We start from the raw sequence: 25,126 nt of genomic DNA on the forward strand, positions 1-25,126 counted from the left end.
CATCGGACCATGAGCGGCGACGATCTGGACCTGTCAGCAAAATGGAATGGGCCATGAGCAACTCTTAAGCGCGCTCGTATGAGCGCTCTCAAGAGCGATCTCTCCGCCAAATCCGATCTCAACGGAAGGCGGCCGCCCCCGAAGGGATACGTCTTTTCCGCCGCCATGACCCAAGAGGTCGGAAGATCGAGAGCGACGACCCGGACCCGCCGCGCTGCAATTTCAGTTTTTAATTTTTCCCAATCCGACGAGGACAGACGTGAAAGTCTATCGACCTGTTCGCACAGAATCAGATCGCCGGGACATGCGTCGTTGAGAAGGCGGAAGAGTTCCGGTCGGGCGAGTTTGGCGCCACTTTCGTTTTCGACATACCACGCGGCAATTTTCAATCCGCGCTCGACGGCGAAGGCTTCCAACTGTTCGCGCGCACGATTGGCGTCTTGGTCCGAAGTCGATGCTCTTAAATAAGCCCTTACGAACATTTCCGCCCCAATGGTTTAATTTGTATGGTTTACATTATGCCGGTCTTTTTTGAATAGTCAACGGATAGTTATTGAACCATCTGGGTGGGGGTGTCGCCGGAGCATGCTCAAAGTAGACCGGGTTCGAAGCTGCGAATCCTGATCGACAGCCACGGACATCCACCGCCTTGTTAGACGGCACTACGGCTGAGAGGTTCGGTATGGCAATTTCGTCTGAGAGTTCCAAGTAATTTTGTGGGAACGGTGGGGCGAGAATTCCGAACACCGAATTCATATCGTCCGCATTCGGTTCGAAGTTGCCATTGATGGTTCCACCGAGTAGTCCTCGCCCCAACTCTTCATGGTAATTTTGGTGACGCCATGCTCTTACGAGCCGTTTTTTGAGACAAATAATAATATACGCTGTTTTCCAAATAGATCTTTTGATTTCTCGTTTATGATTGGTTTATGGTGTATAATAACATTTTATCTATAATTCACATGTGTCACGCTTTATTATCTCAACATATGTGACCATTGAGAGCGAGTCCTTAAAAATATTTATTTTATCAATCTCATTTCTGTTTACTTCTTTTAATAAAGCCTCCATTTCATCGCTCGTCCTATAAATTAACCACCAATTCATGCAAGCTTCCATGTAAGCAATATCAATAAAATTTCCGATGAAATTAGCTATAACTAGTTTTCCGTTTGGTGCTACTGATTTCCAAGCGGAGCGCACAAGGGCAATAGCGACCCTTTTCTCAAGATAATCGAACAGTCCTAGAGAGTAAATTAAATCGTATTTTTCATTTAATGATCTTCCCTTTATCCATTCGACAACGGACTGCTGCCGCGTTTGGATATTTACGTTTCCAAATTTTTTCAATATTTTTAGCAGAGATTTATTATCTTGGTCATGCGCATCGAACTGGAACGTGTTGCAGCCGTTAGAAGTTGGCGAGTTAAAAATTGGTTCTAACTCTCTTGCGTGACCGCTGGCAATCGAACAAATTCGCGCCGACTCTCGTCTTGACTGAATTGTTTTTGAGATGAAATCAGAAGCAATTTTGCGCCGTTCCCGCACCGCCTGTGGCGCGCGCGTTCGGATCAAATAGCTAAAAATACTCTTGCCGACACCTTCAGAACCCGCTGGATTCATGTCGTAGATTATGTCTATCAAATCGGCGTCCCCCGCATATCCGCGAGGCCTTCGGTAAGAATGTTCCGTAAATACGTCCTTCTGAAGAAGGTGATGAATCGCTTGGTGTCGGCGTGGGAATTCCGCGCAAAATAATTTCCATTCAGCTTCGTTTCTGGAAGTCTTGTCTAGCCATAAACTACTAATCAAGCCCTCCATCGCGGCGTAGGGGAAGCTTGTTACCAATAGCGGAAATTCGGTGTAAATACAAGAACGATCAATTATGTTGCTATGCTCTATATTGCATGCATGCTTGTCCATTTTCTTAATGACCTAAAAAATTAGAAGACGGTTCGCCACTGATGAGTCAAGGACTTAATAAAAAATTAAACATTTGGCAAGGTTTGAAATTGATTTCGTCTCGTTCGCCGCTCATCCAACGTTAACTTCAGGCTGCCGCTGCCTCATTTCCGCTCCCCGGCGAATCCGGCCCTCTCCGATCATGCACAACACATTGTCGCCAGTCACGACAGCCCAGTAGCAGCACCCCTTGAACCTGAACCGGCACGGCCTCGCACGATGTCGGGAAAGCGTCTGCCAACTTCCGGAGTGCCCTGATCAGCGGCTCAAATGGTCGAAGCGAAATGTTCGATATTGGACCTGCTTTATGGCGTCCAACAATGTGGCTGCCAGATAACCGCGCCCATAATTTTCCGCTGTGGCATCGCAATCGCCGTTCTCGTTTGCCCAGCCACGGTGTAATAATTCGTTGCACGGTGTCTAATTGACCGTGGTGGCAAAAAATGGGATCGCGTCTGCGATGCCTACGTCATTTTGCACAATCTGGGAGGATTGCAATGATTCGTCCGTTTCTGATCGCTGCGGCATGCGCCGCCGTTGTTCTGTCGTCTTCCGCCACCTTTGCACAGCAAGCAGGCGGCACTGCGGCGGAAGCCAAAGCTATGCTGGTAAAGGCGGTCGCCGCCGTGAAAGACAATAAGACGAAAGCCCTCGAAATGTTCAATAACGGAGAGGGCGGGTTCCTTGATCGTGACCTCTATGTTTTTTGCAATAAACTGTCAGATGGCGAGTTTGTCGCCATGGGCAATCCAAATGCAAAGGCGATACTCGGCAAAGATGTTAGGACGCTAAAGAATGCCGAAGGAACTAATTTTGGTCAAGACATATTTGCTGGAGAACAGAAGCCTGAAGGTCAAATCACCGAGGTTAGCTATCTGTATCCGAAGCCGGGTGCCGATAAGACACCAGTTCCGAAAATCAGCTTGGTGACTAAAGCGGGGGACTTGGGCTGCGGCGTCGGTTACTATAAATAATTGCGGCCTGCGGTCCCGCGCGTAATGGTCCGGTGGGCTGGAAAATCTCTGTGTTTTTGTGAAAGCATGATCCCCGGCGGCATCTCGCTGCCGGAATTATCTTATCGGCGCCCTGATGCGCGGTGAGCCGGTATTTTCACGACCATAATGTGTTGAGAATTTCACCGGGAAGGGTGCTGTCCCCTCCCTCCCGGCCCTCGAACTTTCCCGACGCTCAAGCCGCGATCCGAGCGAGAGCGTCGGGAAACCGATGGCCGGGTTTCCGGACATCAGTTCCGCACGCCTGTCCCGAGCGGATAAAATTATATATTCGAACCAAGCCAAAGTGGGCGCCCACCGGATTTGCGGGACCGCCAGATCACCTTAATCGAGCAAACGAGTTCAACAACGAAAATCGGCGGCCATGGTCCGGGCACCGATAGCAAATAAGAAATTGGCGCTATGATAGCGTGTGCAAAAAAAGAGACCGCCGGAGTTAACCAGCGGCCCAAGTCTCGGGAGGAAACGCCCAAGGAGGGCGAATAAACGAGCACGAAGCTCGGCTACCATTCCAAACCTATGCTACATCGCAAAAATGGGTAGGTTCGGAATTTACTCATCTGCGCGGTGAGCCGGTATTTTCACGACCGGAATGTGTGGAGAATTTGCGCCGGGAAAGGGCGCTGTCCCCTTCCCGGCCTGCTTTTTCCGACGCTCAAGCCGCAAACGGTCATGGTGACCGTCGGGTGGGCTGATCGCCGCCCCCACCCCTTTCACATTCCCCACTCTCGCAAAATTCCTTCGGACACGGCGCAGTCATCCTTGATGCGATAGCCGGTCTGGCGCGACGATCCGGTCTCGGCCTGCACGGAACCTAAGCCACAGCCTCTCTCACGGTCCCGACGACCGAACGCTTCGCGATTTTTCTGACCGTCGCGCGGTTGCATCCCGTCGCTGCTTGGATTTGTGACCATGAGACCTTCTTGGCGAGCATGGCCGCGATCCCGTTATTTCGAACGGCGTCCTCCGGAAGACGCTGATCACCCGCAGGGCCAATAGCGGCTCTGTAAATAGCCAGTCAGTGACTTGGTATCCGGTAAATTGACAACAGGCTGCAAGAATTTAGTCGGGGTCGTGCTGATATAGAGGTTCGGCTGCTTGAGCACCGCCGTCCATGCTTCGGAGACGGTTGCGCCTTTCAACTTCAAATCCGGCGAGGTGACGTTCCGGTGAAATTCAACGTTCTCTTCCGGCACGACATGGACATGCCGATAAGAGGAACATCCGTAGTCGTGGTTCACGGCAAGCTGCCATCCAAGCAGCGTCTGCCGCATCAGTTGATAAAATGGCTCATAATAGAGCACCTTCGTGTCGATCTCGACGAAAGGCGAACCTTCTTTCTTTATTAAATGATCGTATCTCTCTGCCCGCACAGGAATGTATTTGTCTTCACGCTGATACGATTCTGTGTATTTCCATTCGATTAGGAACGCACGGCGTTCGCCGTCCTTTGTGCGCCCGATCATAAACGCGTCGATAGAGGTGCAATATTTCCCCCGCGAAAATGGGCTCTCGTGGAGATACGAATTCTTGCCGATGAACTCGAACTCGACGTAACCGTCGTCCACGATCTCGGCTTCAACGATCTCTGGATCAACGGCTTGGAGAATGGCAGTCGCCAAATCTTGTCGTTGCCGTATAGCGTAAAGGTGATTGACACACGCAACCTGCGACGAGAGCATGTGTGCCGTGGGCTCATTGGCTTCGCCGCGCCACCAAGAAATCTGATTCCGAGAGAAATAGTCGATGGCATCGTCGTGAATTCCCGGCCAGAGATTTCCAGCAGGGTCGCTGAGAACGAATTCGCGCTGCTTGCCGGAAAACACTCCTAGGCCGGGGTCTTTGAAAATTCGATCCCGCGCCGAGATCATACGATTACGCTCGCGCTCATAATAGACCATCTTGACCTCCTCTTTAAGCTAAATACATTCTCGATACATGGCCTGCATCTTATTAGATCAAAAATATCCAATGACATCGCTATTTGTCGCGAGAAGCGTCTCACTACCGATTCAACGTCGATGATGACGTCTCCGGCTCCTTTGGCAATCTCTCCTGCACAGCCTCCCAAACCTTGCGCCTAAATTCAGGATGGACGGATAGCGGAAGCAATCGGGACCGATTGAAAATATCGAGACTGTCCAGAGCGGCGGGCCAACTCTCAATAATTTTTGATTTTATATGAAATGATTTTTCGTCACGCAGTTCGGGGGTCCAATCGTCCACCTCCTTCGTAAACACCCAGCCGCGATCTGTCCGCACACCATAGAGATCAAAGGAGCCGCCTTCTGCTCTCACCTCGATTATGCTTTCGCCCTTATCCATGTCCGCGCTCAGTAAAGTCCCGTCGCCCGCTGTCCGGCAATGCCCAAGAGACCGCCGACAGATTGGCCTTTGTAGCACATCTCTGCGAGCCAGTCCTTTGAATTAATGGGATAAAATGCTGTTTCCGGAGCCCGGAAGAAAAGGGACTTTGGTGGTCTCACATCCCCCACTCTCGCAAAATCACCTCCACCCCGCGCGGTCATCCTTGATGCGATAGACCGTTTGTCGTGACGATCCGGTCTCGGATTGTACGAACCTTATGCCACAACCCCATTCGCGACCGCTCGCTTGGCGATTTTCGCCGCCGTCGCCCAGCTACGGCCAGTCGCCCCCTGAATCTGTGACCATGAGACGCCCATGGCCAGCATCGCCGCGATTCCGTAATTTCGAACTGCGTCCTCGGGTCTCCCGCGATGCACATATCTAAAGACGCATGCGACTACGGTAATGCGAGTCAGCGCGAACGATCCAAAGGCCTTCTGGCAGCGCAAACCAATGGATGATTGCCTCAATGACAGCAGGACGCCGAATGACCTGTGGGTCGGCATAGACGAAGAAGCGCTGGGAACTGCGGTCATAGACGATGCGACCACGCGGCCAGTCTTCATATTCGTGTTGTCGTATAAGAGTTAGAAAATTCTTGTCGGGCACCATTCCGCGTTGCCATTGTGTCCATACATCGAGGTGTGCACTCGGGAAAGTTAAGCAGTCGCCGTACTCCTCTGCATCGGCGAGAGCACATGCAAGACCCAGCAGGCGTTGCGTACCATCTGGGTCGGGCACAATCCAGTAAATACCAACCGTTGGCTGGTCAGTCATCTTGGGGTTCACGAGGACTGGTTCCTGTGAATTTTATGAAAGATAAGGCGCACTTTTAGTCCGCTTCCGTCAGCCCGGTTGGTAATTACGCGCAATACTCATAACTCGGCAAAAAGCTTGGTGCTTTCGTTTCTGGAATGCCAACGGCAGCGCCTTGTAGCACTGCTCTACGGCGATCAACGACGCAAGAATCGGGGGCATCGGGCGCTGGATTGCGCGTAGGGACTTGGTCCGCGCAGTCCATAACCGGCGTGCCGGGAGGAAGCAATTGGGCCAAACTAATGTTTTTCCCGAAAGTGAGGTCAGAAACGGGCGCTGGGGATCAATCAGCGCCCATTTTTGCGCAACAATTGACACTTTCTAGCTTTCTCGATTTGAGAAGAATAAGCGATCCCGCCGCAAAGCGATCCAGTCTCATAGTTCGAATCGACGTCAACGGAACGAACCGGCGCACAGCCCACGCTTGCGAAAAATGAAAATGCACAAAGATTTTTCAGTATCTGCTGGGCCGAGCCGACGCGGCCAAATCCATAGCAGCCACCCGAGGTTTGGCTTGCGAGTTCGCGCGAAATGGCGCGCCGAACCGAAAAGGGAGGCGATCATGGCGGATGGACGGCGTCGACTGAATGGCAATCTTTGCAACGGTCGCGCATCGATGAATGACTGCCTGTTTGGTTCGTCTCGACGCCGGGGGCGATCCGCCCATCACAAAGTTAATGATCCTGTCCCACTCGCGCGGGCGGGACGGCCTGCTGGTCGGCACTGGATGCGGTGAGTATTTTCCGAACCTATATCGGCGGTCTACGCGCTTGATAATATTCCGTTTGTTGCCGATTTGGAGCCAATTCGGGGGCACCGCAAGCAAACGGAGTTTATCCATGAAAAACCGGTTGACCATAGCCGCAGGCCTTCTTGGCGTTCTTGTCGCTTTTTCGATGCCTCTCGCCACTCAGGCTCAGGGAGTTATCGGGGGTGGTCAGCGAGGCGCTGCCGAAGGTGGGCGCGCCGCCGGTCCGGTTGGCGCAGCGGTTGGCGGCGTGGTCGGTGGAGTGACCGGCGGCGTTGTCGGCGGCGTCAAAGGCGTCGTGGGCGCTCCTCAACGCCATCATCACCGCCGTCATCGCCACCACCGCCACCACTATTCCCATTAAATGTGATAGCCATGGTGGCGCAATCAGATTGGACGGCGCGACTTCAACACTGAAACACCGGAACCATGAATTCCGGCGGCATTTCGCCGCCGGAAATATCTTATCGGCACCCTGACCCAGTGGCCCCGAACCGGTCGGCCTGTCCTTTGGGCTGGAACGCGCCTGCCCAGATCGAGCGCCCCCGATTGCCATCAACACGCGAGACAGGAAAATATTATTCCCGCCCGATGACTTTTCCGCAACGGTCGAATAACGTCGCCGCGCAATGGAAATGGGGTATTCATGCCTGTGTTCTCGTTCGAGATCGCTCAAGAGGGTAAGCCGCCGTTTCTTGCACAGGATCAATCCCTTGCTGATATCAGCGCCGCGTGGTGTCAGGTAGAAGCGTTGGCTGTCATGGCGAAGGATTCGCGGGGGTCCTCCATTCGGGTGAGGAACGCCGAGGGACACATCATCATTTTCACCGGCATCGCCACGGCGCTCGCGACAATCGAAAAATGTCGTCGTCCAGACTGTCCTCTGGGAAACGTGAAAGGCTCGGAAAAAGCCGCCTACCGGTCGCGCTTGCTGCCCGTCACGGTCTCTGAGCATTGAGGCGCAAATTCATCATGGAGGCGCGGGAAGCATGAATACCCGGCGACGAAATGCCGCAGGAAATACCATTCGGCGCCCCGAGCATAATGTGTTGTGAAACCGGGAAGGGTGTTGTCCCTCCCCGGCCTTCCGAACTGTCCCGACGCTCAAGCCGAGTCAGCGTGTTGAAACCGTCTTGAAACAATTCGGCAGGTTTATCAGCCAAACCTGAGCTTGAACCCTACCGCCGCTGGCTCGGTTTTGAAATGGAACACCTGTTCGTCAATGACGCAAAGCGTGTCGATAGGCGAGGTTGTAGTCACGGCTTTCGTATAGCATCCCCAGTCGTAGCCGACGTTTTCTTTCAGCCATTCTCGCGGAATAGACATTTTCGGCGTCATTGCGACCTCGACCGGCAATTTCACCTTCTGGGCCGCCGCTTCTTCAAGAAGCTGTCCGGAGAGCGAGCGCATGTCACCACTGTTAATGCAGATAATAGCTTGTGATTCAAGGTCTATCGCCACCACTCCCCCGCCAAATCCGTCGAGTTGAGGGTCGTTACAATGGTTCGACCATGAAGCCGTCCAAACGCCTTTTAATTTAAAACGTCGCCCACATTTTTTAAAAAAAGCAATCGCATGCTCGACAACGTTCCCTAGCCCATTATCCTCGTGATGGTGCAGCCATAGTTGGCCGTACCTTTTTTCGACCTTTATGGCCAAATAACCCCCGTTTCTTGTTTTCATCTTCTCATAGATTTTCAGTGCGTTTTCGATATTGTCTGCGCGGGGATCAAAATCCGCCGACATGAATACGTATTGATTTGCCAATTTTTTTACGTCCTATTTTTTGTGATTTTTGCATTTTGAATATGTTCGAGAGCGCATGGCTCTAAGATGTTTAATTTTTGTCTTATGTGATTTTGGTTAGAGCATTCCTTTTTGTAGGGAGCGGTTCCGTATGCTGCTCCACATTTGTATCTTACCGTCTATTGTATTTAAACAGCAATATTAATATTGCTTGATATTCAAATTTAATTCTTTGATTCAGTTGGGCGATGATTTCGGCAATTATCGCAGGTTGGCCGCCTATAGACATGACCGATAGAGCAGTATTGTCTTGAGCGGGCTTGATCTACTGACGAAATTACTATGGTAGTTGCCGGGGATTACTCCCCGGCAAAAGGGGGTCAGCCGACCGCCAGCTTGAACATCATCCCATCGTTTTCGTTCTCGAAACGAACGACCGGCCCCAAGACCTTGTCGAAATCGATGCGCCAACTGCCGGGCGCAAATCCGGAATCATCCCGAAGCCAGCGGAACTGTTTGTAAAAATCTCTGCCCACATGCACATGGCAGGACATTGTCCGCACGCTTCCCGGAACCGAATAAGTCCACGTCCGGCGAGTTCCATATGGCTTCGAAAGGGCGACGACCCCATCAGCTATTAGGTCATCGCGAAGCCAATGAATTTCCGTTCGGACTTGCCCACTCAGCGAGTTCCATTCGTCCGTGTGGAAGACCGCCTTTGCCGCGCAGTTGTTCGGGAAAAGCCACAGCCGATAATTAGCCAAATTATTACCGGTAAACTTGTGACCGGGCATGGCGAGCAAAAGTTCGAGAACGTCCGCGCGCAAGCTTCCGGTGCGCGGCTCCCTCCGAGCTTTTGGGACCGCAGGAGCAGGCGCCGGTGCAATAGGAGCAGCCGCAGGAGCAGCGGCGGCTGCATTTTTTCGACGGGTGACCCAAGCTTGAAGCGCGCCTTGCGAACGCTTGGAGACGGCGGCAGCAGGTGCGGATGCTGGCGTGGTGGGAGCAGCAGCGACGGCAGGTGAGACTGCGGCTTTCGCCAGCGCCTCCTCCAGTTTCTTAATCTCCGCTTCCTGACTGCTCACCATTCTCGCCAGCGCAGCCACAACGTTGGCAGAAACCGGAGCGGGCTTGGCGCGTTCGGCGGCCAATTCGGCAGCGGCATTTACCCGGACGGACTTCATTTTCGCCTTCATCGCGGCAATCTTCGCGTCGCTGGCTTTCGATACCGCTTCAATGCGTTCGGAAAATTTTGCCTTGGCTTTCTTACTGGATTCACGCAGGTCGGCATTATCGTTCTGGGCCACGGTCAGCTTTAATCCCAGAGAGAGAATTTTTCCATCTGATTTGGCCTGCGTGGCCTTCAGTTTAAAAAGTTCAGTGCTGAGGCGAATTTTTTCTATCAACAACTCCGAGTCCGGCTGAAAGTCCTCGTCTTGATTTTCCGCGTTGTGCATAAGGATGTCGCTCAACAATACGCCGTCCTTGCGGATTTGCCTGAAAACGAAACGGGCAGCATTGTCAGCTTCGTTGTCGTTTGATGTTTCCCGCTCAGCAGAGCAAATTAATTTAAGAGCTTTGTCGGAAAGAAATTCTGGTTGTGACATTTTTGAACAATTCCCTCTGTGATGACGCAGTCTCCTTTTTTGGAGGTTGCAGGCCGACGACTGGCGTAGAGGGTTGATGGCATAAAATTTGTCTGATTGCAAGCTATTTTTTTAACAAAGAAATTATTCTTATGTATTCTTGAAAATCTGTCAAGCACAATTTTTTAACCCGATAATTTTGTTATTTATCCGTCAAGCATTCGTTTTCCATTATATATGCTACACACACTCCATATCTTTTCAATTTTTTGCGATAATTTGGGCAGGAATTCTACAAATCATTCAATTTATCTACCAATATTCCAATCAGATGGCCGCTAAAATTCACAACTATGGCTGTCCGCATTTCATTGGCGCCAACCATCGTGTCCGCGATCATCCGAACATGACGCCATTTGACTTATGACAGGCCGCAGGGACCCGGTTCCTTTGTGGTTATGGGCATATGGGGCGAAGCCGAAATGGCCGCTGACAGGACTCTATATGCGCCCTACCCCCTGTCTTGAGATGGAAATCGGGACCTCGTAGCGTCGAGTGCGAGACGCGTTCTTGAGCGCGTCGAGTGGGAGGCGCGTGAATCGAGGTGGCGATTTCTGGACGCATGAGGTGAAGCCCTGCGGAGCCGAGGGCGGCCAATTGAATGATATAATGAGAACCCGCACCACATACTGGACAGCCGGAAAGGCCTCGAATGAGACATCAAGCTCGCCATTGAACTCATGTCCTGAGATGACCCCGTCAAAAACGAAATCGGGACCTCGTGGCGTCGAGTGCGAGACGCGTTCTCGGCGTGTCGAGCGGGAGGCGCGTCAAGCGAGGTGGCGATTTCTGGACGCATGAGGCGAAGCCCTGCGCAGCCGAGGGCGGCCAATTGAATAGATGTAATCAGAGGCCGCCCGATATGCCGGGCAACAGGAAATTGCTGACACCGGCGGCCTTTCGGCCTGTTCGCCAATGAACTCATGGCCTGAAATGACCAGTCAAAAGCGAAATCGGGACCTCGTAGCGACGAGTGCGAGACGCGTTCTCGGCGCGTCGAGTGGGAGGCGCGTGAAGCGAGGTGGCGATTTCTGGACGCATGAGGCGAAGCCCTGCGCAGCCGAGGGCGGCCATTTCATTTATATAATCAAGAGCCCGTACCACTCCACGCGCAAGAGGGCGCGGTCGTGGTTCGTGCTGCCCTCGCGCTAAAATGTCACAACCCGCAAGCGGCTTGCGTCATTTTAACGGGACGGCGTTTTTCGAAATCGGAGAGGGACAAAAAACCCTAAAGGCCTATAGGAGTAATTGTCCCTTTTCGCGTCAAATCGCGGAAGCGGCCTGAGCCGCCCACTTCGCCCGCTGTTTTTGTTTCTTGATTGCCGCAGGCGACGGATTCTCGGATTTCTTGCGACCTCGGGTTTCGGGCTTCGCGCCTTCACCCATATCCAATTTCATGACCTCTGAGCCGGGAAACATATCTCGTATCCAGATCGCCATGGCGTAGTCCATGACAACGACTCGCTTCGGCGTCATGTCTCCCGGATTCCGGATCGAAATCCGGCACAGGGCCTGATAAACTGGCTCGTGATATAAGACTTCGCGGATGTCGTCATTTCCAAGACCGAGGACTTCTTTCAGGAAGGACCCGCGATCTGGAGTCGGATTCAGCGCGGACAGAACGGCGATGTTGTGCAAGCCCATGAAGCTGTTGTCCCCGTGGGGCGAACCAGACATGCGGATCGCTTTCTTCCAACTGGCGAATGCGCCACCCGCCCAGTCCTTGTTGGCCATGAACGTGAATTCCTCGGCGCCCATCATCTCGCCAATGACGCGAATGATATTCGCCTTGCGCTCCACGATCTCTCCGGTCGTCAGCGCCGTCGACTGGTCACGGAGGTACTTCGACCAGTTGGAATTATATGCGTAATAGATTTTGAGCCGGTCGCCGTTCTCGTGTGTTCCGGCGCGGAATTCCGCACGCAAAAGCTTTTTCAGAAATGGCGGCATCCGCATGAACGGAACCTCTTTTGCCGCCCACACCTTATAAAGCATGGAATTTTTGAAATTTGCTCCCGCGATGATGACGCTCTTGAACCCGTCGAAGATTGACGGGCGCATGGCCGAGAAAAATTCGATTTTTCCGAAATCTTCGCCATCAACAGATTCACCGGCGATCAGAGCGTCATAACTTTTCCGGGTCGCATAGACATCCCAATGATCGGAAGAAATTTTTCGCACTGTGCCTTTTAGCTGCTCCCATAGGGAATCCCGATTTGGATTCTTGGCCAACGCCTCAAGGCCATCGTTTTCCTGAAGATGATACCAGTTCTCGTTGAACACGACGGGGGTCACGCGTTCCGAGAGGATGGAATGCGTTTCGGACAGGTTGAAACATTTCATGTCGTCGATCTGCGGAATTTCGTCGACGATGAGATGCCAGATCGCCTTTCCCTCAAAATAGGACATGTTGGAGAATGTCTCGTGGGTGGTGACGACAATTTCCCCGCCCGAGCCAGCATTCTTAAAATGGTCCAACAACCTGACGGAAACGTTTCCGATCCCGTTGTCATCGCAATGGAAAATCGTGACCGGAAACCGTGGGGTTCCGATCTCGTCGCGCACCGTCGCGTTGATGAGCTTGATGGTTTTCTGGACGAGGAGGACTTTCTCCCCATTTCCGGCAAGGTTTTTCGCGTAAAGGGCCAACGCCCTCGTTTTACCGGCGCCGCAGATGGCGCATAGATATTGAATAAGTGTCATAATTTCCTTTGGTGGTGAAAAAATTGGGTCAGATATAATCGTCATTCAGCCGAAATGGGCCGGGGGTCGGAACACAGCCAAGCGTTCAATACGGCCTGAGCCGCAGGCAGATCGCAGGGGCGCATGCGGAGAATCCGGCAATGTTTGGCGCGCTTATAGAGACGACCATCGAGCCAGACGGCCCGAACCTCGACCGAACCAAGGGCCGGAGAATGGAATAAATACTGGTATGTACGCCCGCCCGGCGGAAGTGTCGTCGTGCGAAGGGTGGGTTTAATATCGACGGTTGTCTGATCACGGAAGAGATAGCAGTCGCGATCCGGGGGCAGCCAAAATTCTACGAGGTCCTGCATCGCCAACGCATTCGGCATCAAGAAAGGGTCGGGCCAGCCGTAGATGTCGGTTTGAAATGGATTTTTTGACCAAGCTTGTGTTACAATAATGTTTGAATTCATTTTTTCCTTTGTTAGCGTCCATGTTAGAGTTTTTAGAAATCGGGAAGCCATTTAATGAATGCGGAAAGGCTTTCAAGACTTATTTATCATTTATAATATCATGTGGAGAACCAATTTGACGATATCTATTTTAGCAGAATCCGCCTTTATAATCGCAGACGAAATGATTACGCAAGGATTTGCCTCATCACGCGACGATTTCGAACGGTGCTGGCTGGACGCGCCGCAATTCTTCGCCAACCGGCAACAGTCGCGCGATAGGCTGATCAACCAGACTTATGTGGATCGTCTTCGTTGGAGATTGAATTTCGTTCTGAGCCATGTGCCTGAAACAACAGCCGAACGGGTCCGTCGGGTGTTGGAATTGATCGATCAGGCTGAAGGGGTGGCGGCGGTTCTGGCTCGATGAAAATGACCAAAAGTTCATGAGCCAGAAAGGGACTGGTAAACCGGGAGTTGCTAACTTCACCATCGACAGGACGGCGTGATAACCCCCGATCACGAAATCAGGCTACTGGCGCGAGAATTTCAAACGCGCTGGGGCCGAGTTCCGTACCAAAAAACGGCCTCCCGACTCGGGGGGCCGTTTTCGTATGGCGGCTTCGAACGCAACCACGCTGCGCGAATTTTCGAAACGAACGCAAAATCATCCGCACCAACCGCGCTGATGATCCCGCCGAGGCGCATAATGAAACGCAAGCCCCGGTCAGTCTCCAATTTCGGCACCTAACCTTCAGCCGGACGGTTGTGTTGATCTTGAAATTTTGCCGCGCGATATTGGAAGCATGACCACAGCCGCCGACAGTTTCCATCAGATCGCCACGGTTCGCATCGAACTGGAGGGCAGCGACCCACTCATTTGGCGCCAAGTCGAAGTTCCGACCTCGGTCACGCTGAGGACGCTTCACGATATCATCCAAGGGACCATGGGCTGGTTCGACTATCATCTGTGGGAATTCACAATCGCCGAACACCGATATGGGCTGCCGATGGATGAGGATTGGGGCACCGAGCCCCGTGCCGACGCCAGCAAGGTTCGGCTCCGCGATCTGCTCCGGCAGCCCGTGACGACGGGCAAATACATTTACGACTTTGGCGATGATTGGGAGCATCGGCTCACGTTCACAGGGGTCCGCACGGGCGACGCCAGTCTCTCTTACCCCCGCTACATCGGTGGCGCACAAAATTGCCCGCCAGAGGATTGCGGCGGCATCCCCGGTTTTTACGAAACGCTTGATGCGGCAACCGATCCCGAACACGAAAATCATGACGAGGCGAAGCAGTGGCTCGAAGACTATGACCCCAATGAGATCGATGAATTGCCAATCAAATACGCCCTGCTTAGGATCGCGAACAAACGAAATGCCGCCAAGGCTCGCCTCGCAAAAAAGAAACGAGAACCGACCGGTTGATCAAATCCAGATTCGCTTAAGCTCGGCGTCAGCGCAGTGAGCTTTCAAATTCGCCGAGACAATAAGGCAGGGAGCGACCAAAACGCCGCTCCCCACAGTTTTACGCGGCATTCGCTCGGTCTTTCTCGGAAGATTCCATAGCTGAGAGATAGAGATCGAGCAGAGACGCGTGCTCATCGCGTTCGTCCTCGTCCTGCTTACGCAGGCGTAGGATTTCCTTGATGACCTTCAGGTCGAAGCCCTCGCCCTTCGCCTCTTGAAAAATTTCCTTTTTCCCCTCGTTCAAGGCCTTGATCTCTTCCTCGATGTGTTCGATGCGCTCGACGATGGAGCGAATGCGATCACCTGCGATACCCACTACGTTGTCGGACATGCGTGGCCTCTCTTGATTGACGCAATCAGACGCTAGGGCCGAGAGGGTAACCGTGGTGTTAACCGGGTCGTTTATGTTGTGGAGAACCCTCGGCGGGATCGGCGGGAAGGATCGAATTCCGGTCAGGTTTCCACCAGTCCGCCATCGAAGTCGCCGACCGTCTTCAAGATCACGGCATCAGCGAATTCGCCGATTGCCGGATCACCTGCTCGCGAAAACGCTAAGGCTCCGCAATGGGGCTTGTTTGCCGCAAGGACCTTGGCCATGCGGATCGCCTGATCCGAACTTTGCGCCTCTTTCGGATCGCAGGCGACGATATCTCCGTCCTCGGACCGCGTGAACGCGAGCGCGACGTAATATGTGACCGCAGCCAATCTCGTTTCCCTGTCCAATGCGGCGCTGAACTTGAATGCGAACGAAAATAGAACATATATCACCTTAATCAAGCAGCGGCGCAGTCTCCCTGACGTATCTTTTCCCAACGATTTTTGTGCCGTATCTGTGCCGTTTTTGCCAGTTTGTGCCGTAAAATGTGCCTTGTTATCCAGTTTTAAAGCGATCTAAACCGCTCTATTAAGACATCAGAAACTCTGTTTAAACACCTGATAATACGTCATATTCTGACTTTTTGCGCCATATTTCCCAAAGCTGCTAACCACACGAACAACTGACTCTTAATCAGCGGGTCGTAGGTTCGAACCCTACAGCGCCCACCATCGAAACCTTTGATAAACCTTAATAAGTAAAGCTCGGAGACGGAATCCAAGTCGCCTCCGAAATCAAATCCGCCTCTTGATTCACGCCCGTCACCCAAAATCCCAGACAGATCCCGCGATGTCGGTCGCATTACCGCCGCCGAGCACCCGTTGCAAAGCGCCCGCGACGTCGGACGTCAAGGGGCCGAACGCCGACGCCGACAAATAGTCTCCCGAGCCGTCCAGCAGGTCGGCGATCCCCGCCGGATATGGGTTGAAATGCGACAGCGTGACGCCGGCATCGGCGCTGCTGACGAAGGAGCCGGCGCCGGGGGGCCGACTGTCGCTGCTTCCTCCATCGAGCCGGACGCCGTCATTGGCTCCGACCGTGATCGAATTGTTCGAACCGTCGGCGCCGATAATCGAATTGATGGTGTTGTTGGCCCCGAAGATCGTCGCCGTCACCCGCTCCGAGACATAGAGTCCGACGTTGGAGGCTGCGTTGACGGCATCATCCTGCGTCCGGGTCGCAGCTGCAAGAAGCAAATGTTCCATTTCAACACCGCCGAGAGTTTGAGTTCGAGTGAAATCCGTTCCCGCGATCGAGAAGGCCGCGGCGATGACGATGTTCCGCAAGGCCGGCGCCAAGCGTGGATTTTTCGGTTTTTCAAATAAATCACTGATATTGCAGGTATAAATTGCACCGCTACGTTCCGTGGGCCGTTTGCGGAATTCAAATTCATCCGAGAGGGAATTGCATTTCGCAAACGCCTTTCCCTGGAATGCAAATTAATCGAGCCGTAGTTGCCGGCTCAAAGTCCGTGGATGGCGCCCCTGTTCGGGACACAAACGCATGAGCGGCAATATGAGAATCGTGGCGCGATCAAGCTCGCTCTCACCGAAAAAGTTTTGAGCGAGATCGGGTCCATCGCTGGCGACATAAAGGTTGCAGACGATCGCTATCCGCCAAAGAATTTGAAGCCCCTTCCACATCCGTGGCGTCGAGCCCCCGCAAAATATGGCGGATGGCCCTAAGCGCGGGCGCCTTGTTCCTCTTGATCTTGACGACTTTATTCAGAGCTCGCAGATGCGCCTTGAAGTATCTCTGCCTGCCGCGGTACGAATTGGCGTCGCTTAGGATGGCGAAAATGAAAAACAGCAAGACGTCCGGCAACTTATAAATTTTGCCCTCCGCGCGGCGCGGGTCGGGAATTGGGGCGACCGGCGCGAGAAACGACTGAAGAGACTTCAAGGCGCCCTCCGATTGATTCGGTCGCCTCAGATAGATTCAGACTTTTCGCCCGGCGGAATCGACCGCCACCGATCACAACCGTTGCAGATCTTGGATGAGCGCGACGAGGTGGAGTGGGCCGGTCGGTGATTCCGTAAAATCAAACCGCTCTCGGACAAGACCTCACGCCTTGGTCCACGGCGCGTCGCGCTCCAGCCGGGGCAGGCATGCGGGTCCGAATTGCTCGCAAAGTTGCGAGAGTGAATAGCTCCCGCCCTTTCGTCGCGTGACTTTGTGCTTGAAGCGCAACCAACGGCGCAACCGCATCGCCGCCTGGCTGTCGAGCGCCCGCTAAGCCTTGCTGAAGGCGCCTAAGCTGAAATAGTTCGCCCATCCACGCGGCGCGCTTCTTCCCGGTTCCCGCGATCTGGAGCATATCCGGCGAAAATCGAAGCTGGCGTTGCAGAGCTTGCCCCGTTTCAACTGCGGCCGGAAAATTCTGGCCCCTTTACGACCTCGATATCGCGGTCGCTTCCTCCGCGCCCGGCGGTTGCGAAGCGCCAGGCCAGGGGCGCGCGAGAGGTTCAAACAAACGCAAGAGGTCGATCGCCCTCCTTGCGATCTGGTCCACGATTTCGGCGGCGCTGGCGGGATTGAGATAAAAGGCGGGAACCGGCGGCATGACGATCGCGCCCGCTTCGGCAGCCATGGTCATGACGCGCAAATGGCCAAGATGCAGCGGCGTCTCGCGCGCCAACAGCACCAGCGGCCGACGCTCCTTCAACTGGACGTCCGCGGCGCGCACGAGAAGATTGTCCGCCAGACAATGCGCGATCGCCGCCAAGGTTCGCATCGAGCAAGGCGCGACGATCATGCCGCGCATCGGGAAGGAGCCAGAGGCGATATTGGCCCCGATATCGTCGACGCCATGCAAGTGCGCCGCGCCGGCGCGCAGTTTGGACAAGGCTTCCGGCCCGACCTCTTCCAGCAGCGTGCGCTCGGCGGCGCGCGAAACCACCAGGTGGGTTTCCGCGCCGAGGCTTTCGAGAATTTCGACCGTCCGCACGCCGATCGCCGCTCCCGAGGCGCCGCTGATTCCGACAATGACGCGCGGCTTCATTTCTTTCCTCCGTCGGGAAAACCCCCGGCGATGCGCGGCCAGAGCGCATCGACGCGCCGCTGGACTTCCGCGGACATCTGCAGGGCCTTTCCCCATTCGCGGTGGGTCTCCGCGCCGATCTTGTTGGTTGCGTCGATGCCCAGCTTGCCGCCCAATCCCGGCTCGGGCGAAGCGAAATCGAGATAGTCGATGGGCGTCCGGGAAATGGTCGTCAGATCGCGCGAAGGATCCATGCGCGTCGCAATCGCCCAGGCGACGTCCTGCCAGTTTCGCACGTCGATGTCCTCGTCGACGATGACGATCGTCTTGGTGTAGTTGAATTGCGGCAGCATGCCCCACAGGCCCATCATCACCCGCCGGGCCTGGCCGGGATAGGATTTGCGGATCGAAACGATCGCCATGCGATAGGAGCAGGCCTCGGGCGGCAACCAAAGATCGACGATCTCCGGAATCTGCCGCCGCATGGTGGGCAAGGCGAGGTCGTTGAGGACGCTGCCGATCACCGAGGGCTCGTCGGGCGGCCGGCCGGTAAAGGTCGTGAGATAGACGGGATCGCGCCGCGTGGTGATGGCGGTGATCCGCATCACGGGAAAGGTTTCGACGCAGTTATAATAGCCGGTGTGGTCGCCATAGGGTCCTTCGGGCGCGGTCTCGGTTGCGGAGACAAATCCTTCGAGGATGATTTCCGCATCGGCGGGAACAAGCATCGGAACCGTAAGGGCGGGCGCGACGCGCGGGCGTTCGCCGCGCAACACGCCGGAAAAGCGTAATTCCGAGATGGTTTCGGGCAAAGGCAGCACGGCGGAAAGAATGGTCGCCGGATCGGCGCCGATCGCCACGGCGACCGGCATGTCTTCGCCGCGCGCCGCCCAGGCGCGGTGATGCGCGGCGCCGCCGCGATGCGCCAGCCAGCGCATGATGGCGCGGTCCTTGCCGAGAACCTGCATCCGGTAGACGCCAATGTTCATCTGCATGGTTTCGTCGGCCGGCGTCCCGGGCGGGCGCGTGATTACCAGCGGCCAGGTGATCAGCGGCGCCGGCTCACCGGGCCAGCAGGTCTGAACCGGCAGACGCGCCAGATCGACATCGTTGTTCCGCCGGATTTCCGCCTGGCAATCTGGTCGCGCGATCATTTGCGAGCGGGTCGTCAAAGCCGCGCGCAGCATCGGCCAGCGGCTGATCGCATCCTTGAAACCATCGACAGGCGCGGGCTCGCGCAGTCCGGCCAGCAATTCCCCCAATTCGCCGATTCGCGAGAGGTGAACGCCAAATCCGGCGGCGACGCGCTCGGGCGTCCCGAACAGGTTGGCCAACGCCGGCATCGACGCAGGCCCCCGCGCGGCGACCGGTTTTTCGAACCAGAGCGCCGGTCCGCCGGCCAGCAGGACGCGCCGATGGACTTCGGTCATTTCATGGACAAGGCCGACCGGTTCGCCGACGCGGGTCAGCAGCCTCCCCTGTTCGAGGAAGCTGGCAAAGGCGCGTAAATCGCGAAAGGCGGGCAAATCGCGGAAGGTCATGGCGACCAGTGCTTCGAAAAAAGCGCCGCCGCATTGACCGGAATCAATGTGACCGCGAAAGGCCCATGTTCAAAAGTCTTGATGGAGAATGCTCGACTCATACCGCGCTTCCCGGCCGCAGGCGCCGCCGCGTTGCGTTTCGCGCCGCTGACGCCTTTGTCGATGGCCGGCGCGCGTCTGGTGAAGAACCTCGGCCTGCGCCATCCGTCGCTGTTCGCGCGTCTCGGCGATCTGGCGGAAAAGACCTTTTTGATCGATCCGACCGATCTGCCTTTCGTTTTCCGGCTGGAGCCGCAACCGGACGCGCCCCGGCTCGAAGCGTTTCGCCGCGACGACGCCGGCAGATGGGACGCGCGCATCGCCGGCCCGCTGGCGGCGCTGCTCGGCATGGTGCACGGCGTCTATGATGGCGACGCCCTGTTTTTTTCCCGCGACATGCTGATCGAGGGCGACACCGAGGCGGTGCTCGCGCTGCGCAACGCCATCGATAATGAAGAGATCGATCTGGCGGCCGAGGCGGCGGCCCTGTTCGGGCCGCTGGAATTCCTGGCCTCCGGTCCCGCCCGAAGACTGGCCGCTTTGATCGGCGGTCTCAGCGGCGTCGCCCTGACCCGCGCCGAACGCGAGCGTCCGGCGTGAGCGCGCCCCATAAACTCGAACTCGTCTGCCCGGCTGGAACCCCGGCCGCCTTTCGCGCGGCGATCGACGCGGGCGCCCATGCGATCTATTGCGGCTTCAACGACGAAACCAACGCGCGCAATTTCCCCGGCCTGAATTTTTCGCGCGCGGAATTGGCGGAGTCGATCAAATATGCGCATCGGCGCGGCGCGAAAGTGTTGATCGCCATCAACACCTTTCCGCGCGCCGGCGCGCTGACGCTGTGGAGAAACGCGGTCGACGACGCCTCCCGGCTTGGCGCCGACGCCGTCATCCTCGCCGACATCGGCTTGCTCGATTATGCGTCCGGGGCCCATCCGTCGCTCCGGTTGCATCTTTCGGTCCAGGCGGCGGCGGCCAACGCCGACGCGATCGCGTTTTACGCGCGTTCCTTCGGCGTCCGGCGCGTCGTTTTGCCGCGCGTCTTGACGGTGCAGGAAATCGCCGCGATCAACCGGGCCATCGAGGTGGAGACCGAGGTCTTCATTTTCGGCGGCCTGTGCGTGATGGCGGAGGGACGCTGTTCCCTCTCCTCCTATGCCACCGGCAAGTCCCCGAACATGAACGGCGCCTGTTCGCCGGCCAGCCATGTCGAATATCGCGAGGAAGGCGGGGAACTGGTCTCGCGTCTCGGCGGCTTTGCGATCAACAGCGTCGGCGCCGGCGAGGCCGCGCCTTATCCGACCTTGTGCAAGGGCTGTTTCGAGGCCGGCGACTATCGTGGCCATGTGTTTGAAGACCCGTCGAGCCTGGACGCGGCTTCGCTGATTCCGCAACTGGCGGAAGCCGGCGTCACCGCCCTGAAAATCGAGGGACGGCAGCGAAGCCGCGCCTATACCGAAGCCGTGGTGCGCAGCTTTCGCAAGGCGCTTGACGCCCATGCCGCGGGAAGGCCGATCCCCGCGGGCGAGTTGCGCGGCCTGACCGAGGGACAGCAGACCACGTCCGGCGCCTATCGCAAGACCTGGAGATAGGCAAGAGCTGGAGATGGTTTTCGAGGGCGATGCAATCATGAGCTTGAAGCCCAGCAGTTTCGCACTGACAGTAGGACCGCTGCTGTTCAACTGGTCGGCGGACGAATTTTCAGATTTTTACGCGCGCATCGCCGATGAGGCGCCCGTCGATCGGGTGACGATCGGCGAAATCGTCTGCTCCAAGCGAACGCCGTTCTACGCCGACCGCATTCCGGCGGCGATCGAACGGCTGCAACGCGGCGGGAAACAGGTTGTTCTTTCTTCGCTGGCCATGGTCACGCTCGAACGCGAAAAACGCGGGGCGCGCGAATTATTCGACCAGGATTTGCTCGAAGTCGAAATCAACGATCTGACGCTGATGAACTGGGTGAAGCCCGAAATGGCCTTCTCCATTGGCCCGCTGGTCAATGTCTACAATGAGGCGACGCTGGCCTATCTCGCCCGGCAGGGCGCGCGACGCTTTTGCCTGCCCCCGGAATTGCCTTTCGCTTCGGTCGAGGTATTGGCGGCGGCCGCCGCCGCCTCCGGCGCCGAGATCGAACTCTGGGCTTATGGACGCATTCCGCTCGCCATTTCGGGCCGCTGCACTCACGCGCGGGTGCACGGGCTGAGCAAGGATTCCTGTCAGTTCGTGTGCGCCAAGGACGCCGACGGCCTGGCCGTGCGCACCCTCGACGGCGCGAATTTTCTCGCGGTCAACGGCGTACAAACCCTGTCGCACATATCCGGCGCCCTGATCGGCGACCTCGACAGGCTGGCCAGAGCCGGCGTGACCTCGCTGCGTCTTTCGCCACACACGGGCGATTTCATCGGCGTGACCCGGGCCTTCGCAGAAGTCGCTTCAGGCGCCCTTTCGGCGAAAGAGGGACTGGCGAGGCTGCGGCAATCGGCGCCGGAAGCGGCGTTCTCCAACGGCTTCCTGTTCGGCGATTGCGGCGCGGCGGCCCTCCATGAGCGCTAACCGACTTTGGCGCCCTTCCAGAATGGAACCCGGCCTTTGATCCCGGCGGGCCGCTGGTGATCAATGCCGTCGATCATTCTGAGCCCAGGGTCTTCTCGTCCAGCACGCATCTTTTCCCGGAAGCGCCACCACAGCGTTGTTAAGATCCCGTAAACCATTTCCGTACATGGTTAACGAAACGCCAACGGGATGGATCGATGAACGCTCATGTGCGCTCTTCCGCCGCGATGAACCTGAGAACGCATTCGCTGATCGCGTTCGTTTTGCAACCGGTGGAGCCGCTGGTCGAGTGGCTTGAGTTGCTGGACGGCTGGCTCGCCCGCTCCCCGAATTTCTTTGCCAATAAGCCTATCCTCCTCGACATGGCGATGGCCGATATATCTCTCAAGGATTATCGTGATCTGCTGAGCCAGTTGATGCGCCGCCATATCCGCGTGATGGGCGTCGAAGGCGCCAGCCGGTCGCTGGTGGGACCGCACCTGCCGCCCAATGTGACGGGAGGACGGCCCGTCGATGTTTCCGAAGCCGCCGCCGGGAGCTGTGCTCCGTCTGAAAGCGAAGCTCCGCTGGCGGAACGTCCGCCTGCGGTTCATGGCCGGACGTTGATCGTCGATTCGCCGGTTCGCTCGGGACAGACGATCTCCAATCTCGAGGGCGATATCACCATCGTGGGGCGCGTCGCCTCGGGCGCCGAAATCATCGCGGGCGGCTCTGTCCATGTTTATGGATCGGTGCAGGGCCGCATCATCGCCGGGGTGTCCGGCGCGACCGACGCGCGCATTTTTTGCACTGAAGCGCGAGCCGAGTTGCTTTGCATCGGCGGCGCCTATGCAACCGCCGAAGAAATGGATCCCAAAACCGAGGGCAAAAGTCTTGAGATCCGCCTGGCCGAAGGCCAGCTGAACATCAGAATTCTGAATTGAAAGGGGAGTGCGATGAGCAAAGTCGTTGTGGTGACGTCAGGAAAAGGCGGAGTGGGCAAGACGACCTCGACGGCTTCGATCGGCGCGGCGCTGGCCAAGGGCGGCAAGCGGGTCTGTGTCGTCGATTTCGATGTCGGGCTTCGCAATCTCGATCTGGTGATGGGCGCGGAGCGCCGCGTCGTTTATGACCTGATCAATGTCGCCCAGGGCGACGCCAGGCTGGCCCAGGCGCTGATTCGCGACAAACGCATCGACACGCTGAGCCTGCTTGCCGCCTCGCAAACTCGCGACAAGGACGCCTTGACGGAACAAGGCGTCGAAAGGGTCATAGGCGAATTGCGCGGCATGTTCGACTGGATCCTCTGCGACAGTCCCGCCGGGATCGAGCGGGGCGCATTGCTGGCGATGCGCTTCGCCGACGAGGCGGTAGTGGTCACAAACCCGGAAGTGTCGTCCGTTCGCGATTCGGATCGCATCATTGGATTGCTGGATTCCAAAACGCTTCGCGCCGAACAGGGCCTGCGCATGGAAAAGCAATTATTGCTGACCCGATTTGACGCCGGGCGCGCGAGCCGTGGCGAAATGCTCAGCGTCGCCGACGTGCTCGACATCCTCTCCGTTCCCCTGCTCGGGATCATTCCCGAAAGCGAGGACATCCTGCGCGCTTCCAATCTTGGCGCTCCCATCACAATGAACGGATCGACGAGCCAGGCGGGGCGCGCCTATGAGGAGGCTTCGCGCCGCCTGATGGGCGAAACGATCCCCATGCTGATTCCCGGCGAAAAGAAGTCTTTCCTCAACCGAATTCTCGGCCGGAGGGCGGCATGAAAATTTTCGCCTTCTTCAAGAATCGCGGCACGGCGCCGGTCGCGCGCGAAAGATTGCAAATCCTGCTCGCGCATGAGCGAATCACGTTGGGGCCTCGTAATCTCATCGCTATCCTGCGGGACGAAATATTGGCGACGATCGCGAAACATATCGAGATTGCGCCAGAAGCTCTGACCGTCAAGATGGGTCAGTCAGGCTCCGTTTCGACACTTGAAATCGATGTGGAGATTCCCACCGAGAAAATCGGCGCCAAGGCCGACCGTCAGGAATCCCCGCTCGCCAACGCAGAGGCGGCGTCGCTATAGACTTGCGACCTCGCTCCCATTGATCCTTTGGCGATCTCCAACGCAATTCCGGTCTCGTTGCTCGCGCGAATGAGGTGTCGAACCGTTTTTCCGGGTGGCGCATTCAGCGCCGAGGCTCCGAACGGCAGATTCCCGCCGTTAGCAATCGGTGCTGGTCCAGGGCTTGTAGACACTTGGCCCCTCACCGGGAAGCGCGGGCGTTTTGCTCGCTTTCTTGCCGGGGCTCCCGAGGCTCGATCCGCCGCCCGATCTGGTTCGGGCGCCGTTCGTAGCGCCGATACTGCTATTCATTTTATTTTTTTGCAAATGAAGCGGCACAACACCGACAGAATGTTTGGAGTCGCTGCATGCGAAAGTTGGCGCGGGAGTGTCGAACGGGTCTTTCGGGCGAATTGCAAAACAGTTCGTGTTTTGCAAAACTGCTCGCGATTCGAGCGTTAGCGGCACGGCGACCCCACCTACCAATTTTTTGAACGTTCGCTAGCATTCTGGTCGGGCCATGGATGGAGCGGGTGTCGCTGTGAAGAATGATAGTCCTAATGATACTCATCAAGACAATCGCAATGCCAACGGGAGCTATCGCCGGATCGAGTTGATCACCGGGACGACGCGCCGGCGGCGCTGGAGCGATGACGAACGAGCGCGGATTTGGGCGGAAAGCTTCGAGCCGG

26 protein-coding genes are annotated in these 25,126 nt (G+C 56.2%); 10 read left to right on the forward strand and 16 right to left on the reverse strand.

Annotation, left to right across the window (positions count from 1 at the left end; genetic code table 11):
• Together QZY01_RS00100 and QZY01_RS00105 are read right to left on the reverse strand one after the other, a co-directional pair.
• The coding region (locus QZY01_RS00100; protein ID WP_294531864.1) for a recombinase family protein at positions 1–482 on the reverse strand (482 nt) is incomplete at its 3' end.
• A 469-nt stretch (positions 483–951) separates the two neighbouring features.
• Positions 952–1,923, reverse strand: coding sequence for a hypothetical protein (locus QZY01_RS00105; protein ID WP_294531867.1), 972 nt, complete (start codon positions 1,921–1,923; stop codon positions 952–954).
• Positions 1,924–2,459: 536 nt separating this feature from the next.
• Here QZY01_RS00105 and QZY01_RS00110 point away from each other — a divergent pair.
• Positions 2,460–2,936: a cache domain-containing protein gene (locus QZY01_RS00110; protein WP_294531869.1), complete on the forward strand. Its 477-nt coding sequence runs from the start codon at positions 2,460–2,462 to the stop codon at positions 2,934–2,936.
• Positions 2,937–3,955: 1,019 nt separating this feature from the next.
• Here the strand turns inward: QZY01_RS00110 and QZY01_RS00115 are convergent.
• From QZY01_RS00115 to QZY01_RS00130, 4 genes are all read right to left on the reverse strand, one after another.
• Positions 3,956–4,876 (reverse strand): hypothetical protein, encoded by a 921-nt coding sequence (locus tag QZY01_RS00115; protein WP_294531872.1) that lies wholly within the window; start codon positions 4,874–4,876, stop codon positions 3,956–3,958.
• Positions 4,877–4,979: 103 nt separating this feature from the next.
• Positions 4,980–5,300 (reverse strand): hypothetical protein, encoded by a 321-nt coding sequence (locus tag QZY01_RS00120; protein WP_294531874.1) that lies wholly within the window; start codon positions 5,298–5,300, stop codon positions 4,980–4,982.
• Between the two features lie 423 nt (positions 5,301–5,723).
• Complete coding sequence (locus tag QZY01_RS00125) at positions 5,724–6,131, reverse strand: hypothetical protein (RefSeq protein WP_294531877.1); 408 nt, start codon at positions 6,129–6,131, stop codon at positions 5,724–5,726.
• An 860-nt stretch (positions 6,132–6,991) separates the two neighbouring features.
• A complete protein-coding gene (locus QZY01_RS00130; RefSeq protein ID WP_294531879.1) occupies positions 6,992–7,582 on the reverse strand; it encodes a hypothetical protein in 591 nt (196 codons plus the stop codon).
• Here QZY01_RS00130 and QZY01_RS00135 point away from each other — a divergent pair.
• Entirely contained in the window at positions 7,553–7,864 is a 312-nt protein-coding gene (locus QZY01_RS00135; protein WP_294531882.1) for a hypothetical protein, read from the forward strand. The two genes, QZY01_RS00130 and QZY01_RS00135, sit on opposite strands and share 30 nt — an antisense overlap.
• Before the next feature lie 197 nt (positions 7,865–8,061).
• Here the strand turns inward: QZY01_RS00135 and QZY01_RS00140 are convergent, their stop codons facing one another.
• From QZY01_RS00140 to QZY01_RS00155, 4 genes are all read right to left on the reverse strand, one after another.
• A complete protein-coding gene (locus QZY01_RS00140) occupies positions 8,062–8,673 on the reverse strand; it encodes a hypothetical protein (protein WP_294531884.1) in 612 nt (203 codons plus the stop codon).
• A gap of 359 nt (positions 8,674–9,032) precedes the next feature.
• Complete coding sequence (locus tag QZY01_RS00145; RefSeq protein ID WP_294531887.1) at positions 9,033–10,259, reverse strand: hypothetical protein; 1,227 nt, start codon at positions 10,257–10,259, stop codon at positions 9,033–9,035.
• A gap of 1,302 nt (positions 10,260–11,561) precedes the next feature.
• On the reverse strand, positions 11,562–13,001 hold the full coding sequence (locus QZY01_RS00150; RefSeq protein ID WP_294531889.1) for a hypothetical protein: 1,440 nt from the start codon (positions 12,999–13,001) through the stop codon (positions 11,562–11,564).
• A gap of 41 nt (positions 13,002–13,042) precedes the next feature.
• A complete protein-coding gene (locus tag QZY01_RS00155; RefSeq protein WP_294531892.1) occupies positions 13,043–13,456 on the reverse strand; it encodes a hypothetical protein in 414 nt (137 codons plus the stop codon).
• 115 nt (positions 13,457–13,571) lie between these two features.
• Between QZY01_RS00155 and QZY01_RS00160 the strand changes: the two genes are divergently transcribed.
• Positions 13,572–13,865 carry a hypothetical protein gene (locus QZY01_RS00160; protein ID WP_294531895.1) on the forward strand — a complete coding sequence of 98 codons (294 nt, stop codon included), beginning with the start codon at positions 13,572–13,574 and terminating at the stop codon, positions 13,863–13,865.
• Between the two features lie 376 nt (positions 13,866–14,241).
• Positions 14,242–14,868 (forward strand): plasmid pRiA4b ORF-3 family protein, encoded by a 627-nt coding sequence (locus tag QZY01_RS00165; protein WP_294531897.1) that lies wholly within the window; start codon positions 14,242–14,244, stop codon positions 14,866–14,868.
• Positions 14,869–14,968: 100 nt separating this feature from the next.
• Here the strand turns inward: QZY01_RS00165 and QZY01_RS00170 are convergent, their stop codons facing one another.
• The 6 genes from QZY01_RS00170 to QZY01_RS00195 form a co-directional block, all read right to left on the reverse strand.
• Positions 14,969–15,241: a GapR family DNA-binding domain-containing protein gene (locus QZY01_RS00170; RefSeq protein WP_294531900.1), complete on the reverse strand. Its 273-nt coding sequence runs from the start codon at positions 15,239–15,241 to the stop codon at positions 14,969–14,971.
• Between the two features lie 122 nt (positions 15,242–15,363).
• The gene (locus tag QZY01_RS00175; protein ID WP_294531902.1) at positions 15,364–15,687 is read right to left on the reverse strand and encodes a hypothetical protein; all 324 of its coding nucleotides are present in this window, start codon (positions 15,685–15,687) and stop codon (positions 15,364–15,366) included.
• A gap of 360 nt (positions 15,688–16,047) precedes the next feature.
• Positions 16,048–16,491 (reverse strand): hypothetical protein, encoded by a 444-nt coding sequence (locus QZY01_RS00180; RefSeq protein WP_294531904.1) that lies wholly within the window; start codon positions 16,489–16,491, stop codon positions 16,048–16,050.
• Between the two features lie 340 nt (positions 16,492–16,831).
• Positions 16,832–17,188 (reverse strand): transposase family protein, encoded by a 357-nt coding sequence (locus QZY01_RS00185; RefSeq protein WP_294531905.1) that lies wholly within the window; start codon positions 17,186–17,188, stop codon positions 16,832–16,834.
• Between the two features lie 487 nt (positions 17,189–17,675).
• Entirely contained in the window at positions 17,676–18,287 is a 612-nt protein-coding gene (locus tag QZY01_RS00190; RefSeq protein WP_294531907.1) for a UbiX family flavin prenyltransferase, read from the reverse strand.
• A complete protein-coding gene (locus QZY01_RS00195) occupies positions 18,284–19,807 on the reverse strand; it encodes a UbiD family decarboxylase (protein WP_294531908.1) in 1,524 nt (507 codons plus the stop codon). The genes QZY01_RS00190 and QZY01_RS00195 overlap by 4 nt, the downstream gene beginning before the upstream one ends.
• A gap of 132 nt (positions 19,808–19,939) precedes the next feature.
• On the opposite strand from QZY01_RS00195, the gene QZY01_RS00200 reads away from it, so the two are divergent.
• The 6 genes from QZY01_RS00200 (at position 19,940) to minE (ending at position 24,455) form a co-directional block, all read left to right on the forward strand.
• Positions 19,940–20,446, forward strand: coding sequence for an SCP2 sterol-binding domain-containing protein (locus tag QZY01_RS00200; RefSeq protein WP_294531910.1), 507 nt, complete (start codon positions 19,940–19,942; stop codon positions 20,444–20,446).
• Positions 20,443–21,438, forward strand: coding sequence for a peptidase U32 family protein (locus QZY01_RS00205; RefSeq protein WP_294531912.1), 996 nt, complete (start codon positions 20,443–20,445; stop codon positions 21,436–21,438). Before QZY01_RS00200 ends, QZY01_RS00205 begins: the two co-directional genes overlap by 4 nt.
• Before the next feature lie 37 nt (positions 21,439–21,475).
• The gene (locus QZY01_RS00210) at positions 21,476–22,399 is read left to right on the forward strand and encodes a U32 family peptidase (protein ID WP_294531915.1); all 924 of its coding nucleotides are present in this window, start codon (positions 21,476–21,478) and stop codon (positions 22,397–22,399) included.
• Positions 22,400–22,596: 197 nt separating this feature from the next.
• Positions 22,597–23,322 carry a septum site-determining protein MinC gene (gene minC / locus QZY01_RS00215; RefSeq protein WP_294531917.1) on the forward strand — a complete coding sequence of 242 codons (726 nt, stop codon included), beginning with the start codon at positions 22,597–22,599 and terminating at the stop codon, positions 23,320–23,322.
• A gap of 12 nt (positions 23,323–23,334) precedes the next feature.
• Entirely contained in the window at positions 23,335–24,150 is an 816-nt protein-coding gene (gene minD, locus QZY01_RS00220) for a septum site-determining protein MinD (protein WP_294531919.1), read from the forward strand.
• Positions 24,147–24,455 (forward strand): cell division topological specificity factor MinE, encoded by a 309-nt coding sequence (gene minE / locus QZY01_RS00225; RefSeq protein ID WP_294531920.1) that lies wholly within the window; start codon positions 24,147–24,149, stop codon positions 24,453–24,455. Before minD ends, minE begins: the two co-directional genes overlap by 4 nt.
• The last annotated feature ends 671 nt before the right edge of the window (positions 24,456–25,126 follow it).

It is taken from the genome of uncultured Rhodoblastus sp. (assembly GCF_903903185.1).
Classification (GTDB): Bacteria; Pseudomonadota; Alphaproteobacteria; order Rhizobiales; family Beijerinckiaceae; genus Rhodoblastus.

Excerpts from the sequence above, each read along its gene's own strand:
- QZY01_RS00135 (WP_294531882.1), top strand. The coding sequence starts at position 7,553 with ATGCCTGTGTTCTCGTTCGAGATCGCTCAAGAGGGTAAGCCGCCGTTT.
- QZY01_RS00165 (WP_294531897.1), top strand. The coding sequence starts at position 14,242 with ATGACCACAGCCGCCGACAGTTTCCATCAGATCGCCACGGTTCGCATC.
- QZY01_RS00150 (WP_294531889.1), bottom strand. The coding sequence starts at position 13,001 with ATGACACTTATTCAATATCTATGCGCCATCTGCGGCGCCGGTAAAACG.
- QZY01_RS00110 (WP_294531869.1), top strand. The coding sequence starts at position 2,460 with ATGATTCGTCCGTTTCTGATCGCTGCGGCATGCGCCGCCGTTGTTCTG.
- QZY01_RS00145 (WP_294531887.1), bottom strand. The coding sequence starts at position 10,259 with ATGTCACAACCAGAATTTCTTTCCGACAAAGCTCTTAAATTAATTTGC.
- QZY01_RS00210 (WP_294531915.1), top strand. The coding sequence starts at position 21,476 with ATGAGCTTGAAGCCCAGCAGTTTCGCACTGACAGTAGGACCGCTGCTG.
- QZY01_RS00105 (WP_294531867.1), bottom strand. The coding sequence starts at position 1,923 with ATGGACAAGCATGCATGCAATATAGAGCATAGCAACATAATTGATCGT.
- QZY01_RS00190 (WP_294531907.1), bottom strand. The coding sequence starts at position 18,287 with ATGAAGCCGCGCGTCATTGTCGGAATCAGCGGCGCCTCGGGAGCGGCG.
- minD (WP_294531919.1), top strand. The coding sequence starts at position 23,335 with ATGAGCAAAGTCGTTGTGGTGACGTCAGGAAAAGGCGGAGTGGGCAAG.
- QZY01_RS00155 (WP_294531892.1), bottom strand. The coding sequence starts at position 13,456 with ATGAATTCAAACATTATTGTAACACAAGCTTGGTCAAAAAATCCATTT.
- minC (WP_294531917.1), top strand. The coding sequence starts at position 22,597 with ATGAACGCTCATGTGCGCTCTTCCGCCGCGATGAACCTGAGAACGCAT.
- QZY01_RS00115 (WP_294531872.1), bottom strand. The coding sequence starts at position 4,876 with ATGGTCTATTATGAGCGCGAGCGTAATCGTATGATCTCGGCGCGGGAT.
- QZY01_RS00170 (WP_294531900.1), bottom strand. The coding sequence starts at position 15,241 with ATGTCCGACAACGTAGTGGGTATCGCAGGTGATCGCATTCGCTCCATC.
- QZY01_RS00120 (WP_294531874.1), bottom strand. The coding sequence starts at position 5,300 with ATGGATAAGGGCGAAAGCATAATCGAGGTGAGAGCAGAAGGCGGCTCC.
- QZY01_RS00180 (WP_294531904.1), bottom strand. The coding sequence starts at position 16,491 with ATGGAACATTTGCTTCTTGCAGCTGCGACCCGGACGCAGGATGATGCC.
- minE (WP_294531920.1), top strand. The coding sequence starts at position 24,147 with ATGAAAATTTTCGCCTTCTTCAAGAATCGCGGCACGGCGCCGGTCGCG.
- QZY01_RS00195 (WP_294531908.1), bottom strand. The coding sequence starts at position 19,807 with ATGACCTTCCGCGATTTGCCCGCCTTTCGCGATTTACGCGCCTTTGCC.